The 14086-nt window shown below is 70.8% G+C and carries 17 protein-coding genes; 13 read left to right on the plus strand and 4 right to left on the minus strand.

What is annotated here, in order from left to right; translation table 11 throughout:
- Positions 1-146 precede the first annotated feature (146 nt).
- The 12 genes from ACYVGI_RS14295 (at position 147) to ACYVGI_RS14350 (ending at position 10548) form a co-directional block, all read left to right on the plus strand.
- On the plus strand, positions 147-488 hold the full coding sequence (locus ACYVGI_RS14295) for a flagellar basal body rod protein FlgB (RefSeq protein WP_460633260.1): 342 nt from the start codon (positions 147-149) through the stop codon (positions 486-488).
- On the plus strand, positions 488-880 hold the full coding sequence (locus ACYVGI_RS14300) for a flagellar basal body rod protein FlgC (protein ID WP_460633261.1): 393 nt from the start codon (positions 488-490) through the stop codon (positions 878-880). Before ACYVGI_RS14295 ends, ACYVGI_RS14300 begins: the two co-directional genes overlap by 1 nt.
- The gene (gene fliE, locus ACYVGI_RS14305) at positions 880-1194 is read left to right on the plus strand and encodes a flagellar hook-basal body complex protein FliE (RefSeq protein ID WP_055897384.1); all 315 of its coding nucleotides are present in this window, start codon (positions 880-882) and stop codon (positions 1192-1194) included. Before ACYVGI_RS14300 ends, fliE begins: the two co-directional genes overlap by 1 nt.
- Entirely contained in the window at positions 1194-2789 is a 1596-nt protein-coding gene (fliF, locus tag ACYVGI_RS14310; RefSeq protein ID WP_460633262.1) for a flagellar basal-body MS-ring/collar protein FliF, read from the plus strand. The genes fliE and fliF overlap by 1 nt, the downstream gene beginning before the upstream one ends.
- Positions 2786-3805: a flagellar motor switch protein FliG gene (fliG, locus tag ACYVGI_RS14315; protein ID WP_460633263.1), complete on the plus strand. Its 1020-nt coding sequence runs from the start codon at positions 2786-2788 to the stop codon at positions 3803-3805. The genes fliF and fliG overlap by 4 nt, the downstream gene beginning before the upstream one ends.
- On the plus strand, positions 3795-4391 hold the full coding sequence (locus tag ACYVGI_RS14320) for a FliH/SctL family protein (protein WP_460633264.1): 597 nt from the start codon (positions 3795-3797) through the stop codon (positions 4389-4391). The genes fliG and ACYVGI_RS14320 overlap by 11 nt, the downstream gene beginning before the upstream one ends.
- Entirely contained in the window at positions 4388-5788 is a 1401-nt protein-coding gene (locus ACYVGI_RS14325; protein WP_460633265.1) for a FliI/YscN family ATPase, read from the plus strand. Before ACYVGI_RS14320 ends, ACYVGI_RS14325 begins: the two co-directional genes overlap by 4 nt.
- Positions 5788-6222, plus strand: coding sequence for a hypothetical protein (locus tag ACYVGI_RS14330; RefSeq protein WP_055897399.1), 435 nt, complete (start codon positions 5788-5790; stop codon positions 6220-6222). The genes ACYVGI_RS14325 and ACYVGI_RS14330 overlap by 1 nt, the downstream gene beginning before the upstream one ends.
- The gene (locus ACYVGI_RS14335) at positions 6219-7157 is read left to right on the plus strand and encodes a C40 family peptidase (RefSeq protein ID WP_460633266.1); all 939 of its coding nucleotides are present in this window, start codon (positions 6219-6221) and stop codon (positions 7155-7157) included. Before ACYVGI_RS14330 ends, ACYVGI_RS14335 begins: the two co-directional genes overlap by 4 nt.
- On the plus strand, positions 7154-8815 hold the full coding sequence (locus ACYVGI_RS14340) for a flagellar hook-length control protein FliK (protein ID WP_460633267.1): 1662 nt from the start codon (positions 7154-7156) through the stop codon (positions 8813-8815). The genes ACYVGI_RS14335 and ACYVGI_RS14340 overlap by 4 nt, the downstream gene beginning before the upstream one ends.
- Positions 8816-8895: 80 nt before the next feature.
- Positions 8896-9348 (plus strand): flagellar hook assembly protein FlgD, encoded by a 453-nt coding sequence (locus ACYVGI_RS14345; protein ID WP_460633268.1) that lies wholly within the window; start codon positions 8896-8898, stop codon positions 9346-9348.
- Between the two features lie 30 nt (positions 9349-9378).
- Positions 9379-10548, plus strand: a complete 1170-nt coding sequence (locus ACYVGI_RS14350; RefSeq protein WP_460633269.1) for a flagellar hook protein FlgE — start codon at positions 9379-9381, stop codon at positions 10546-10548.
- A 105-nt stretch (positions 10549-10653) separates the two neighbouring features.
- Here ACYVGI_RS14350 and ACYVGI_RS14355 read toward each other — a convergent pair whose 3' ends face one another.
- Positions 10654-11085 carry a VOC family protein gene (locus ACYVGI_RS14355; protein ID WP_460633270.1) on the minus strand — a complete coding sequence of 144 codons (432 nt, stop codon included), beginning with the start codon at positions 11083-11085 and terminating at the stop codon, positions 10654-10656.
- Between the two features lie 76 nt (positions 11086-11161).
- Between ACYVGI_RS14355 and ACYVGI_RS14360 the strand changes: the two genes are divergently transcribed.
- A complete protein-coding gene (locus ACYVGI_RS14360) occupies positions 11162-11911 on the plus strand; it encodes an ABC transporter permease (protein ID WP_460633271.1) in 750 nt (249 codons plus the stop codon).
- 9 nt (positions 11912-11920) lie between these two features.
- On the opposite strand, the gene ACYVGI_RS14365 is transcribed toward ACYVGI_RS14360, so the two are convergent.
- From ACYVGI_RS14365 to ACYVGI_RS14375, 3 genes are read right to left on the minus strand one after another with little or no spacing between them, the layout of a single operon-like run.
- Entirely contained in the window at positions 11921-12733 is an 813-nt protein-coding gene (locus ACYVGI_RS14365; RefSeq protein WP_460633272.1) for a flagellar motor protein MotB, read from the minus strand.
- Between the two features lie 2 nt (positions 12734-12735).
- Entirely contained in the window at positions 12736-13539 is an 804-nt protein-coding gene (locus ACYVGI_RS14370) for a motility protein A (protein WP_460633273.1), read from the minus strand.
- Positions 13539-13922 (minus strand): flagellar FlbD family protein, encoded by a 384-nt coding sequence (locus ACYVGI_RS14375; RefSeq protein ID WP_460633274.1) that lies wholly within the window; start codon positions 13920-13922, stop codon positions 13539-13541. Before ACYVGI_RS14375 ends, ACYVGI_RS14370 begins: the two co-directional genes overlap by 1 nt.
- Positions 13923-14086 lie beyond the last annotated feature (164 nt).

A 14086-nucleotide genomic window follows, 5' to 3' on the forward strand; every position in this document is an offset into this window, starting at 1 on the left:
GTTACAGGTGAGTTCTCCACAACCGATTCGACGAACCGCTAACGTCCGGCGCGAGGCTGCCGATAGCAGAGAGTGAGCACGGATCGCTCGCAGATCAGGCCACGGATCGGCCGCCACTCCAGATGATTTTCCGATGGGATGCAGCCGTGCTCGAATCCGTGACCAGTGCCGCGCTGGCGAGCGCCCTCGACGGCCTCGCCGCCCGGCAGCGCGCAATCGCCAACAACATCGCCAACGTGAACACGCCCGGCTACACGGCGGAGCGCGTGTCGTTCGAGGATGCGCTGTCCCGCTCCGTCGCGCAGGGGGACGGCCACGCCGCATCCACTGTCGCCCGCTCGCTCGAGCCGACCAGGCTCGACGGCAACAACGTCAACCTCGACACAGAGACCCTGTCCAACGTGGACACCGTGCTGCGCTTCCAGTTCGCCTCGCAGGCGGCAGGCGGCCAGTTCTCGTCCATCCGAGCCGCCCTGAGGACGAGCTGATGACATTCGACGCGATCGGCATCGCGGGCACGGGGCTGACCCTGCACCGCAAGTGGCTCGACGCCATCTCCGACAACCTCGCCAACATCAACACGGCGAAGCCGACGGATGGAGCCGCCTTCCAGGCGCGCTACATCGTTGCGCAGGAGGGGGAGGGCACCACGGGCGTGTACGTCGCCGGCGCCGCATACGGCAGCGCCGAGGGGCGGATGGTCTACGAGCCGGACAACCCCGTCGCCGACGAGAAGGGCTACGTGCGCTACCCGGACATCGACCTGTCGTCGCAGATGGGCGCCCTGATCATGGCGCAGCGCGGCTACCAGGCCAACGCGGCGGTCGTCGACCGCGCCAAAGAGTCGTACCAGGCAGCACTCGAGATCGGACGCAACTGATGCCCATCCCCGCCATCGGCGCCGTCAGCGCTGTCGACACCACCGGCGCCACCAGCGCGCTGTCCGCCGCCTCCGGGGTCACCGGCACCGGGGGAGCGGCGTTCGGCAACTCCCTCACGGGCGCCATCGACAACCTGCAGCAACTGCAGGGCACCAGTGACAAGCTCGCGATCCAGGCCGTCACAGGCAACCTTTCCGACATCCACGACGCCACCATCGCCTCGTCGCGCGCCCAGGTCACCCTCGAACTCGTCGCCGGTGTTCGCAACAAGGCCGTGGATGCGTTCAACGAGATCATGCGGATGCAGGCCTGATGCCACAGCAGGTCACGAGCTTCTTCCGGCGGATCGGCGACACGATCCGCGGGTTCTCGATCGCGCAGCGCGTCATCGCCATCATCGGCGTCGCCGTGGTCGCCCTCGGCGTCACCGGGCTCGCGATGTGGGCGTCCCAGCCCGCGTACACGCCGCTGTTCTCCGGGCTGCAGGCGACGGATGCGTCCAGCATCGTCGACCAGCTCCGCACCGATGGCGTGCCGTACCAGCTCACCGACGGCGGCGGCACGATCCTCGTGCCGCAGCAGAAGGTCTACGACGAGCGCCTCAAAGCGGCGTCGGCAGGACTCCCGACCGCGAGCACGGGCGGATACTCCCTGCTCGACAAGATGGGCGTCACCTCGTCGGAGTTCCAGCAGTCGGTCACGTACAAGCGGGCCATGGAGGGTGAGCTCGGGTCGACGATCAGCGCCATGAAGGGCGTCAAAACCGCATCCGTTCGCCTGGCGATCCCGGAGGACACGGTGTTCGTGTCCGAGAAGAAGGACCCGACCGCGTCCGTGTTCGTGGAGACGCAGAACGGCGTGACGCTCTCCGCCGACCAGGTGCAGGCGATCGTGCACCTCACCAGCGCGGCCATCACCGGGATGCAGCCGACCGACGTCGCCGTGATCGACGCATCCGGCACCGTGCTCAGCGCGGTCGGCACCGGCGCCGTCGGGGGAGCGGACAAGCAGGCGAGCGACTACGAGACCCGCGTGAAGACGGCCGTGCAGGCGATGCTCGACAAGGTCGTCGGCCCTGGCAACGCGACCGTGGCCGTCGCCGCGGACGTGAGCACGGAGTCCGCGCAGCGCACGGAGGAGTCGTACACGACCCCGACGAACGCGCCGTCGCTCAGCGAGACGACGCAGTCGGAGACGTACACGGGCTCCGGCGGCTCTGCCGCCGGTGTGCTCGGCCCGGACAACATCGCCGTCCCGAACGGCACGAACGGCAACGGCACGTTCAACTCCCAGTCGTCGACGAAGGACAACGCGGTCGACAAGGTAACAGAGCAGCGCACCATCCCGGCCGGCGCCGTCAACAGGCAGACCGTGTCGGTCGCCCTCAACAAGGACGCGGTCGGCGGCGACGTGAGCACCAACGAGATCCGCAACCTCGTCAACGCGGCAGCCGGGATCGACGTGAAGCGCGGCGACTCGGTGAGCGTGGAGATGGTCAACTTCAGCAAGGCGAGCGCGACGGACGCGGCCAAGGCGATCCAGGAGGCCAAGGACGCCGCGGCGGCCGACCAGCTCACCGGGATCATCCGCAGCTCGATCATCGGAGCGGCCATCGTCGCCGCCGTGATCATCGTGTTCGCGCTGTACCGCCGCAGCCGCAAGCGCGCGGAGGAGGCCGCGGCCGTCGACGGCGTCGACACGGTGGAACTGGACGCAGCAGCGTTCCCGATCGCCCTCGAACAGGCTCCGCCGACCGTGCCGATGCAGCTCGATCCTCTGCCGGACCCGAGCGCGCCGGAGCTGGAGGCCGAGCGCCGCCGCGCCGAGATCGAGGCGCTCGCCGAGCGCGACCCGCAGAAGACGGCGGAGTTCCTCCGCAGCCTGATGGATGAGCGGCAGGGCGTATGAACGAGCTCAAGGCGCCGCTGACCGGCGCGCAGAAGGCCGCCATCGTGCTGATGAACATGGATCAGCAGCGCGCGGCCCAGGTGATGAAGCAGTTCTCAGAGGAAGAGGCCGACGAGATCACCGCGGAGATCCTGCGGCTGCGCAGGGTCGACCCGGCCATCGCAGAAAAGGCGATCAGCGAGTTCCACGACATCACCGTGCGCGGCGGGATGAGCACCCGCGGCGGCAGGGACATCGCCGTCGGCCTGCTCGAAGCGTCGTTCGGCGCCGAGAAGGCCACAGGCGTGCTCAACAGGGTCGCGTCCAGCATGGCGGGCAAGCAGTTCGAGTTCCTGGATGCGGTCGAGCCAGGCCAGGTGCAGATGCTGCTGACCGGCGAGCTGCCGCAGACCAGCGCACTTGTGCTCGCCCACCTGCGCCCCGACCACGCATCCCGGATCCTCGCCGGCCTCGACGAGACCGCCAGAGCAGACGTCGCACACGCCATCGCGACGATGGGCAGCGCGAGTCCGGATGCCGTTCGCGTCGTCGCCGACACGCTCAAGCAGCGCGCGAGCGCGGTCGTCGGTTCGCGCGACTCGTCCGACGTGGTCGGGGGAGTGCAGCCCCTCGTCGACATCATCAACCGCGCGGACGCGAGCACGGAGAAGGCGCTTCTCGAAGCGCTCGAACGCAGGAACCCCGAGCTGGCGGAGGAGGTCCGCTCCCGGATGCTCACCTTCGCCGACATCGTCAAGCTGGAGGACCGCGACGTGCAGCAGGTGCTGCGCGGAATCGACGCCGCCATGCTGGCCGTGGCGATGAAGGGCGCGACCGATCAGGTCATCGAGACCATCACGAGCAACCTGTCCGAGCGCAACCGGGAGATCCTCGCGGACGAGATCCGCGTGCTCGGCCCCGTGCGCCTGTCGCAGGTGGAGGACGCCCGCGCCGAGATCGTGCGCGCCATCCGCGACCTGGAGGCGACCGGCGCGATCACCGTGCAGCGGAACGACGAGGACGCGTATGTCGAGTGACGCCGTGTTCTCTCCCGTCGCGATCCCGGTGATCGCGGAGACCGCAGAGGCGGTCGCGCAGGTCGATGCCGCGCGCTCGCGCGGCTACGCGGCCGGGTATGCGGACGGGCTGCGCGCGGCAGCGGACGAGCAGCGGGCGTGGCGTGCGGCGGCGGACGCCGACCGCGAAGCGGAGGACGCGGCGGCCGCGGAACGGCTGGCCGTGCTCGCCGCGTCGCTGAGGAACGCGGCGATCGAGCTGCGCGAGGCGACGGTGCCGGTGCTGGCCGAAGCAGAGAACTCCCTGGTCGACGCGGCCTTCTCGCTGGCGCAGGCCGTGGTGGGGGATGCGCTGGCCGACCGGGTCGCCGCCGCAAACGCTGCCGTCGCCCGCGTGCTCGACGGCGACGTCGCCGGTGCAGTGAGCGTCGTCCGGCTGAACCCGGAGGACCTCGCCGCGATCGGCGCCGGTGCGGCGGGCGACGCCGTGCGTCTCGTGGCCGACCCGACGCTCGCGCCGGGGGATGCGGTCGGCGACCTTCCGGACGGCTGGCTGGATGCGCGCATCCACTCGGCTCTGGACAGGGCGAGGGAGGCGCTGGGATGAGCGGACTCGCGGAGACCGGAACAGGAACGGGCGCAGGAACAGCCACCACCACCGTGGCACCCGCCTGCGAAGCCACCGCCGCACCCACCGCCGCGCTCCCGCGCATCGCGGACGCCGTGCGCGCCGCTCGCGTGGAGAAGGTGGGCCGAGTGGTCGGCATCGTCGGGCTCGGTGCGGAGGTGGAGGGTGTGCCCGCCGCGATCGGGGACATCGTGGTCGTGGGGGAGCGGCCAGGCGTGCACGCCGAGGTCGTCGCGACCTCGGCGGAGCGCATCCGGGTCATGCCGTTCGGTCGCCTCACCGGCATCGGCGCCGGCGCGCCGGTCCGTGCGCTCGGCGCCCCCCTGCTCGTGCCGACCGGTCGCGGGATGCTCGGCCGCGTCATCGACTCCCTCGGCCGCCCGGTCGACGGCAAGGGCCCGATCGAGCCGGACGGCTTCGTGCCCATCGACAATCGTGCGCCGGAGGCGATGCGGAGGGCGCGCATCCAGAGCCCGCTCGGACTGGGGGTGCGCGTACTGGACACGCTCGTCACGGTCGGTCGGGGACAGCGGCTCGGCCTGTTCGCGGGCTCCGGTGTGGGCAAGTCGTCGCTGCTGTCGATGATCGCCCGCGGCACGGAGGCCGAGATCTCGGTGATCGCGCTGGTGGGGGAGCGCGGCCGCGAGGTGCGCGAATTCCTCGAGGACGACCTCGGGCCGGAGGGTCTCGCCCGTTCCATCGTGGTCGTCGCCACCTCGGACGAGCCCGCCGTCATGCGACTGCGCGCCGCGTTCACCGCCACCCGCATCGCCGAGTCGTTCCGCGACGCTGGGGCGCACGTCGTGCTGATGATGGACTCGCTGACCCGCGTCGCGATGGCACAGCGCGAGATCGGCCTCTCGGTGGGCGAACCGCCGGCGACCCGCGGCTACCCGCCGTCGACGTTCTCCCTGCTCGCCCAGCTCCTCGAACGCGCAGGCACAGGCGAGGTCGGCTCGATCACCGGCCTCTACACCGTGCTCGTCGACGGCGACGACCACAACGAGCCGATCGCGGACGCCGCCCGCTCGATCCTCGACGGCCACGTGGTGATGGACCGCCGCCTCGCGGTGGTCGGGCACTTCCCCTCCGTCGACGTCCTCGGCTCCATCTCCCGTCTCGCCTCCCGCGTCACCACGCCGGAGCAGCGCGCCGCCGCCGTCGCCCTGCGCAGCGTGCTCGCCGCCAAGGTCGCGGCCCAGGACCTCCTCGACGTCGGCGCATACAAGACGGGCACCAACCCCCGGGTGGATGCGGCCGTCGCGCACGAAGACGCCATCAACGCCTTCCTGCGCCAGAACCTCGGCGAGAACGCCGAACCGGCCGAAGCGTGGCAGCGCCTCGGCCACCTCGTGAACCTGCTCGGAGGTGTCTGATGGCGCGGGCGTTCCAGTTGGCCGGTCTGCTGCGGCTGCGGCAGATCGAGAAGGATCACGCCGCGAGCGACCTCGCTGCGGCGAACGCGTTCCGGCGGGATGCGGGGGAGCGGCAGGCGCGCGCCATCGCCGCCCTGCACGCGGTGCCGGTCGAGGCGACGGATGCGAGCACGCTGTTCGCGATGGCTGCGGCACGCGCATCCAGTCGCAGTATGCTCGCCGACCTCGCCGCCCTCGCTGAGCGCGCGGACGCCGACGTCGCCGAGGCGCAGACCGCATTCGGCGAGGCGAAAGCACGAGCCGTCGGGCTGGAGAAGCTCGAAGCGCGGCACAACGCCAGCGTGATCGCGGGAGAACTCAGCGCGGAGCAGGCCGCGATCGACGAAATCGCCACCGGCGCCTGGGTGCGCGAACGGGAAGGGAACGACGCATGACCGTCACCGACGCACTCACCAGGATCGCCCAGATCCAGGCCACGCTGGTGCAGATCGACAATCCGACAGCCGCGACGTCGACGGGGTCGTCGTCCGGCTCGTCCAGCACCTCCGCGACCGACTTCGCGAACGCGCTCGCCGGGGCGGTCGGAGAGACCTCCGGCGTGGGGGCGACCGCGGGAGGCGGGTCGGTGACCGGCGGGGACGTGGTCGCCGACGCGAAGAAGTACCTCGGCGTCCCGTACGTCTTCGGCGGAACCACCTCCAGCGGCCTCGACTGCTCCGGCCTGGTGCAGCGCGTCTTCAAAGACCTCGGCATCGACGTGCCCCGCCTGGTCTCCGGCCAGTCCACCCTCGGCACGGAGGTGCCGTCGCTCGCGCAGGCGAAGCCCGGCGACCTGATCGTCACCAACGGCGGCGACCACATCGTCATCTACGCGGGAGACGGCAAAGTCATCCACGCGCCGAGCGAGGGCCGCAACGTGAGCCTGGTGAACAACTGGATGGACGACTCCGACATCGTCACCATCCGCCGCGTGGTGCCGGAAGCGAGCACGGCGAGCACGGCGCTGGCGAGCGCGCCCGCGGCGTTCAACGCGGCGGGCGGGCTGTCGGCGGCGGGGCTCAGCGGGGTGTCTGGGTTGAGCGGGGTGTCTGGGTTGGCTGGGGTGTCTGGATTGGCGGGGTTGTCTGGGCTGTCTGGCTCGGCTGGGCTCTCCGGGCTCTCTGGCTTGGCTGGGCTCTCTGGGCTCTCTGGGCTCTCTGGGCTCTCTGGGCTCTCTGGGCTCTCTGGGCTCTCTGGGCTCTCTGGGCTCTCTGGGCTCTCTGGGCTCTCCGCTCTGTCCGGGCAGTCGTCGTCCGGGTCCTCTGCCGCGGCACAGGCCGTGCAACTGCAGGCCCTTCTCGCCTCGATGCTCGGCGGAGGTTCCGAATGAGCCCGACCATCGCCCCCGTGACCCAAGCCCCAGCGGTCCCCGCCCGCGCCGGCAAGCCCACCACGACGGGAGACGCGTTCCAGCAGTTCCTCACCGGCGCCTCCCCGGCAACGCCCTCGCGCTCCGATGCGCGGGATGCGCGGGATGCGCGGGATGCACGGGATGCACGCCCCGCCGCCCGCGACGAGCCTTCCTCGTCGGCCGACTCGCGCCCGCGCAAGCCAGCGAAGTCCAGTTCGCCCGACGCGGCCTCCGCCCCCGATCCCGCCAAGCCGTCGGCCCGTTCCGCCTCCGCGGAGAGTGCGGATGCTGCCACCCCCGCACCCGGCTCCGCCGCGCTCGGAGCTGGTGCCTCCACCGCCGCGGACGGCGCGACATCACAGGCCGCGCTCGCCGACGCTGCGACCACCGTGGCGGCGTCGGGATCGGCATCGGCCGCGTCGGCCGGATCGGCCACGGCCGGTCTCGCTCGCACGGCGAGTGGAGACCCTGAGGCAGGCGGGGCGAGCGTGACCGTCAGCGGGCACGGTGTCGCGGCTGGTCAGAGCGCGCTCGCCGCCGCTCCCGCAGGGAGCGACACGGGCGCGGGACGTGGCGGCTCGGCCGGTACGCCCGCGCAGGCGCAGGCGCAGGCGCAGGCCCAGGCCCCGGCCGCGTCTGCGTCCGCCGCCGATTCGGCGTCCTCGCCGATCGCGGCAGCGGGCTCAGTGACCGGCTCGGCGGCCGGGTCCGGCTCCGCGTCCGCTGGTTCGGCAGCGGCCTCAGCGGCGGCCTCGGCAGCGACGCCCGTATCCGCCGCCGCCGCGACCTCAGCGGCAGCGTCCGCAGCCGCCGGCCCTGTCGCCTCTGCTCCGCCCGGCGTGCCCGCGTCGTCCGCGACCAGGCCGTCCGCGTCGTCGTCGTCCGGGACCCCGGCCACCGCATCCGCAGCCGCTGCCGCCGCAGCCGCTGCCGCCGCAGCCGCCGCTGCCACTGCAGCCGCCGTCGCCCCATCCGCGTCCAACGCCCCCACCGCCGCCTCCGTGGCGTCCGCATCCATCGCCGCCGCATCCACCGCCGCATCCACCCCCGGCGCCCCGCACCCCGCCGACGACGCCGCCGCGTCCGCCGCGCCCGCCGCATCCACCCCCGGCGTCGTCGCAGCACCGGCTGTAGCCTCCGTCGCTTCGACCGCCCCCACCACCGCGAGCTCCGCCTCGCACGCCCCCGCCCAGACGACGCAGCCCGCCCTGCCCCAGCAGCTCGCGCGCCCGATCTTCACGCTCGCGTCCGCTGGGCGCGGCGACCACGTGATGACCGTGCACGTCACCCCGGACACACTCGGTCCCGTGACTGTCCGCGCGCACGTGGGAGCCGAGGGCGTGCGGGTCGAACTGTTCGCCCCGACAGACGGCGGCAGGGACGCGCTTCGTGCGATCCTGCCCGACCTGCGCCGCGACCTCAACGGTGCGGGGCTCTCCGGCAGCCTCGACCTGTCGAGCCAGAACCAGCCGCAGGCCGACGACCAGCGCGACGCTGGCCAGCAGGGGAGCGGCACCACCGCATCCAGAGCCGAGAAGCCGGCAGCCGACGCCCGCGCCGACCGCAGCACCGCCGATCAGCAGCGGGTCGCGGCTCGCTACGGCGGCGGCGGTCACACCATCGACCTCGTCGTCTGATCCGCCGGCCCCCACTCCTCGAACACCGTCCACCCATCCACCGACCCAACCGATCAGCCTCACCACAGAAGGGAGCCACCGTGGCCGTCGACCCCGTCACCGGAGCGAACGACACCGCCGCCACAGGCGGCATCTACTCCACCCTGCCCACCCGGCAGCCCAAGCAGTCCCTCGACAGTGAGGCGTTCATGCAGCTCCTGGTCACCCAGTTGCGCAACCAGGACCCGAGCTCGCCCATGGACACCAACCAGATGATCTCCCAGACCACGCAGCTCGCGACCATGGAGAAGCTCACCAACCTGGACACCACCAGCCAGGAGGGCTTCGCCCTGCAGATGCGCACGGCGGCGGCCGCCCTCGTCGGGCACACCGTCAGCTACATCGACAAAGACGGCGCCACGAAGACCGGCGTCGCCTCCTCCGTGTCGTACGCCGGGTCTGTCCCTGTCGTCACCGTCGGCGACCAGAAGATCAACCTCGACGCGATCTCCGGCGTGGTCACCCCCACACCGGCTCCAGCGCCGACCGCCTGACCTCACCGAACCTCACAGAAAGGCAGCATCGTGCTCCGTTCCCTCTACTCCGGAATCTCCGGCCTCCGTTCGCACCAGACCATGCTGGACGTGACGGGAAACAACATCGCCAACGTCAACACCACCGGCTTCAAATCCTCGGCCGTTCAGTTCGAGGACACCCTCTCGCAGCTCGTGCGCGGAGCGGGCGGAGGCCAGGGCGAGACCGGCGGCACCAACCCCGCCCAGATCGGCCTCGGCGTGCTCGTGGCCGGCATCAACACCAACTTCACCCAGGGCGCAGCGCAGGCGACCGGCCGCGCCACCGACATGATGATCAACGGAGACGGCTTCTTCGTCACCAAGGTCGGCGGCGAAACGCTCTACACCCGCGCCGGCTCGTTCGACCCGGATGCGCAGGGTCGCCTGGTCGGTCCGGGAGGCGCGATCCTGCAGGGCTGGAACGCGGTCAACGGCGTCATCCAGCAGGGTGGCGCGCTCGGCGACGTGACCATCCCGCTGAAGGCGGTGGCGCCCGCATCCGCCACCACCACGGGCACCGTGTCCGGCAACCTGCCGTCCGGCGCGGCGGTCGGCGACCAGCTCGTGCGCGATGTGAAGGTCTACGACTCCACCGGTGTCGCCCGCACCCTGTCGCTCACCTTCACCAAGACCGGCACGGGCTGGGATGTGGCAGGCACAGACGGCGCGGCCACCGGAAACGGGGCGCTCGCCTTCACCAACGGCGTGCTCACCTCGGGCGGCAGCATCACGGTCGGCGGGGTCGCGGTCGACCTCAGCTCGGTCACCGGGTACGCCGACCTCACCACGGTCGCTTTCAAGGAGCAGAACGGCCGCCAGGCCGGAACGCTCGAATCGTTCAGCCTCTCCCAGGACGGCACGCTCATCGGCCTGTTCTCGAACGGCGACAAGCAGGCGGTCGGCCGCATCGCGCTCGCCACGTTCGTCAACCCCGGCGGCCTCGAGAAGGCGGGCGGCTCCGGCTACCGCGCCTCCGTCAACTCCGGCAACCCGCAGCTCGGCGGCCCAGGCGACGCCGGCCTCGGCTCGATCCAGGGCGGCTCGCTCGAAATGTCCAACGTGGACCTCTCGCAGGAGTTCACCAACCTGATCGTCGCTCAGCGCGGCTTCCAGGCGAACGCCCGCATCATCACCACCTCCGACGAGGTGCTCCAGGAACTCACCAACCTGAAGCGCTAGCCGGAACCCCGCCCCGCAGCGGTTCGGCGCGGAACGCATCCCCTGTCCCAGGACGGCCCTGCGTTCCGCGCCGTTCGCGTTCCTGGGTGGGGATGCGCATCCCGCTCACTGCAGGCAGAACTCGTTGCCCTCCGGGTCGCGCATCATGATCGCGAACTCCTCGTACGGACCCCAGGCCCCGGTGAGCGTCTTCTCCTCGGTCGCACCGAGCGCGACCAGCCTGTCGCGCTCCGCCTCCAGCTCCTCCCTGGATGCGTGGCGGTCCTCGAACGGCGTGATGTCGATGTGCATCCGGTTCCGCTGCCTGCGCTCGTGCGTATAGCGGGTGAAGTAGAAGCGCTGGTGGTGCGGGTTCTCGTCCCAGGCCTCGGCGCGGGAGCTGATCGCGTCGTCGTCCAGCCCCGCCGCTTTCAGCTCGGCGATCTCGTCGTCCGCCCAGCCCGCCGGTGCCGGATAGCCCATGGCCGCGCTCCAGAAGCGGGCGAGGGCGGCCGGGTCCTCCGCGTGGATGGTCACGTTTGCGATGCGCGCTGTCATGCGTCGAGGATACGACCATCGCATCCTCCGACGGTGGATGCGCGGCGCCGCCAAGCGCCGCCCGTACACTCGTCCCGTGCCCATCATCACCGAGCTCGGACCCACGCTCCTCGGCGTCCTGCTGCTCGCGGCACTGGCCACCGTCGTGCTCACGGTCTACCGGGTGCCGCGCCGGTGGGCTCCGCTGCTCGCCATCCTCCGCGGCGCGGTGCAGCTCGCGGTCATCAGCGTGATCCTCGCCGGGGTCATCACCAACCCGGTGTGGGTGGCGCTGGCGCTGCTCGTCATGTTCTCCGTCGCCGCCGCGACCGCGACGAGGAGGGTCGGCTGGTCGGTCGAGCACGCGACCATGATGGGCGTCGCCATGGCGACGGGGATCGTCGTGACCCTCGCTGTGGTCTTCCTCACCGGCGCCATCGAGTTCTCGGCCAGGTACGCGCTGGCGATCGGCGGCATCGTCATCGGCAACGCGATGAGCATCGCCACCCTCACCGGGCGGCGCTTCACCGAGGCGACCATCGACCACTGGGATGAGGTCGAAGGCTGGCTCGCGCTCGGCGCGACCCCGAGGCGGTCGACTCTGGAGCTCGCGCGCGGCGCGGTCTACTCCGCGCTCATCCCCTCGGTCGACCAGACCAAGACGACCGGCCTCGTCACCCTGCCTGGCGCGTTCGTAGGCGCGATCTTCGGCGGCGTCTCGCCCCTGGAGGCCGGGCGGTTCCAGGTGGTGGTCCTCGCGGCGATCATGGCGGCAGGCTCGATCACGGCGGTCATCGTTTCCGCGTGGCTTGCGCCGGTGCGGACCCGCCCGGTCCCGCTGGACTGAGCGCAGCGGCTACCCGGACGCCGTCGTCGTCGGCCCGAGCGCCTGCGGGATGAGCTTGCGGATGGCGTCCGGCTGGTTCGACAGCACCACCACATCCACTCGCCGGTTGAGAGCGAGATCGGCGTCCGTCGTCCCCGTTGCGCTGGCGAGCGGACGTGCGGAGCCGTAGCTGAGCGCGACGATGCGTTCCTGCGGGAACCCGTCGGTCTCCACCAGGTGGCGCAGCACGCTGGTGGCGCGGCCGGCGGACAGCTCCCAGTTGGTCGGGTACGGAGCCCCGGGCTGGCGCATGTCGGCGTGGCCCTCGACCGACACCTGGTACGGCGTCGGCGCGAGCACCGGCCCGATGTCGTTGAGCACCTGGGTCGCCTGCACGCTCAGCTCCGCCCGGTTGGATGCGAAGAACGTCTCGTTGCCGACCAGCCCGATGGTGAGCCCGCGCTCGTCGATGCGCAACTGGACAGCATCCTGCAGCCCGTCCTTCGTCAGCGACGCCAGGATGCGCTCCTTCAGCTCTTTGAGGTTCTGCGCCTCCTGCTGGGCGAGCGCGAGGTCGGTGTTCTTGCCGTTCTGGTCGACCTGCGACGGCGGCACGATCACGCCGGTCGCCGTGTCGATCTTCTGCGATTTCACCTGGCCGAAACCGGTGGCGAGCGAGTCTTTCAGTTCCGCGAACTTCTTCTGATCCACCGTCGACATGGCGAAGAGCACGATGAACATGCACATGAGCACGGTGACCATGTCCATGTAGGAGGCCATCCAGCGCTCCTCGTTCTCGTGCTCCTCCTCTGGCTCGTGTTTGCGACGGCGGCGTGCGGACATCGCTACGCTGCTTCCTTGAGCTTCTCGGGCTTGGAGTCCTTGGCGTCCTTCTTGCTGCTGCCGGCATCCGGGACCATCGCGCGCAGGCGCTCGCCGAGGAGGCGGGGCTGGCTGCCGGACTGCACGGCGAGCACGCCCTCCATGAGCAGCGTCATGCGCTCCACATCCAGCTCGGACAGGCGGCGGAGGCGCGCGCCGAGCGGCAGCCAGAGGAAGTTGGCCGACAGCAGACCCCACAGTGTCGCCACGAACGCGCTGGCGATCATCGGCCCGAGCTCGCCGGGCTCCGCCAGGTTCTCGAGCACGTGCGTGAGCGAGACGACGGTTCCGATGATGCCGATGGTCGGCGCGTAACCGCCCATGCCGCTGAAGAACTTGGCAGCGACCCTGTCCTTCTTCGACTTGGTGGCGATCTCGTCCTCCAGCAGGATGCGCAGCTCGTCGCCGTCCGTGCCGTCCGCGATGTTCTGCAGTGCACGTTTGAGGAACGGGTCGTCGACGTTGTCCGCCTCCTGCTCCATCGCGAGCAGGCCGTTGGCGCGGGCCTTCTCAGCGAGGTCGACGACCTGGTCGATGACCTGCTGCGGCGGCTCGATCTTGCCCCGCAGCGCGCGCGGCACGGACTTCATGGCGACCATGAAGTCCTTGAGCGTTCCACTGGCGATGCCGACGGCGAACGTCGCGCCGAAGACGAGCACCATGGGCGCAGGCAGCACGAGCGCGCTGAGGTGCGCGCCCTCCATCGTCACCATGGCGACGACGGCGCCGAACGCCAGGACGATGCCGATTATGGTTGCGGGATCCATCACTTCTTCCTTGCACGGAGGGGAACGGTCCGAGCTTCGGGGTGCTCGCGCTGGTCGCGGTGGTCTGGGCGCTCGCGGCGATCGGGGTGCTCGCGGCGCGCATCCGGTGTCTCGTCGTCCCCGTCGGAGTCGGCAGGGGGCACGAGGCCGAGCTGCGGGACGCCGGCCGGCCGCGCGGTGGCGGAGGGCAGGTCGTGGGCGAGCGCGATGACCCGAGCCCGGTATGCGGCGATCTTCTCGATGACCTCGGGCATGCTCTCGGTCACGATGAACTTCGCCCCGTCGACCATCACAAGGGTGGTGTCCGGGCTCGCGTGGATGCGCTCGATGAGGTCCGGGTTGACCGCGAACTGGCTGTCGTTCAATCGGGTGACGACGATCATGGGCGGCGAATCCTGGTCTCGGCTCCGGGTGAGCCGTCACAGGGTCACTATCGGCCGGAGGGGGCCGGGCGTAAGGGTGCGGCGGCCAATGGATGCGGGAATGCTGGTATCTTCTCGCCGCTAGACATGCAACATGCGAAGTTTTACACGTAACATGGACGATC

This window comes from Leifsonia lichenia (assembly GCF_054780215.1).

Bases quoted from the DNA above. Each gene is read 5' to 3' on its own strand.
- fliF (WP_460633262.1), top strand. From the start codon at position 1,194: ATGCCACAGCAGGTCACGAGCTTCTTCCGGCGGATCGGCGACACGATC.
- ACYVGI_RS14300 (WP_460633261.1), top strand. From the start codon at position 488: ATGACATTCGACGCGATCGGCATCGCGGGCACGGGGCTGACCCTGCAC.
- ACYVGI_RS14365 (WP_460633272.1), bottom strand. From the start codon at position 12,733: ATGTCCGCACGCCGCCGTCGCAAACACGAGCCAGAGGAGGAGCACGAG.
- ACYVGI_RS14320 (WP_460633264.1), top strand. From the start codon at position 3,795: ATGTCGAGTGACGCCGTGTTCTCTCCCGTCGCGATCCCGGTGATCGCG.
- ACYVGI_RS14370 (WP_460633273.1), bottom strand. From the start codon at position 13,539: ATGGATCCCGCAACCATAATCGGCATCGTCCTGGCGTTCGGCGCCGTC.
- ACYVGI_RS14330 (WP_055897399.1), top strand. From the start codon at position 5,788: ATGGCGCGGGCGTTCCAGTTGGCCGGTCTGCTGCGGCTGCGGCAGATC.
- fliG (WP_460633263.1), top strand. From the start codon at position 2,786: ATGAACGAGCTCAAGGCGCCGCTGACCGGCGCGCAGAAGGCCGCCATC.
- ACYVGI_RS14335 (WP_460633266.1), top strand. From the start codon at position 6,219: ATGACCGTCACCGACGCACTCACCAGGATCGCCCAGATCCAGGCCACG.
- ACYVGI_RS14375 (WP_460633274.1), bottom strand. From the start codon at position 13,922: ATGATCGTCGTCACCCGATTGAACGACAGCCAGTTCGCGGTCAACCCG.
- ACYVGI_RS14340 (WP_460633267.1), top strand. From the start codon at position 7,154: ATGAGCCCGACCATCGCCCCCGTGACCCAAGCCCCAGCGGTCCCCGCC.
- ACYVGI_RS14355 (WP_460633270.1), bottom strand. From the start codon at position 11,085: ATGACAGCGCGCATCGCAAACGTGACCATCCACGCGGAGGACCCGGCC.
- ACYVGI_RS14325 (WP_460633265.1), top strand. From the start codon at position 4,388: ATGAGCGGACTCGCGGAGACCGGAACAGGAACGGGCGCAGGAACAGCC.
- fliE (WP_055897384.1), top strand. From the start codon at position 880: ATGCCCATCCCCGCCATCGGCGCCGTCAGCGCTGTCGACACCACCGGC.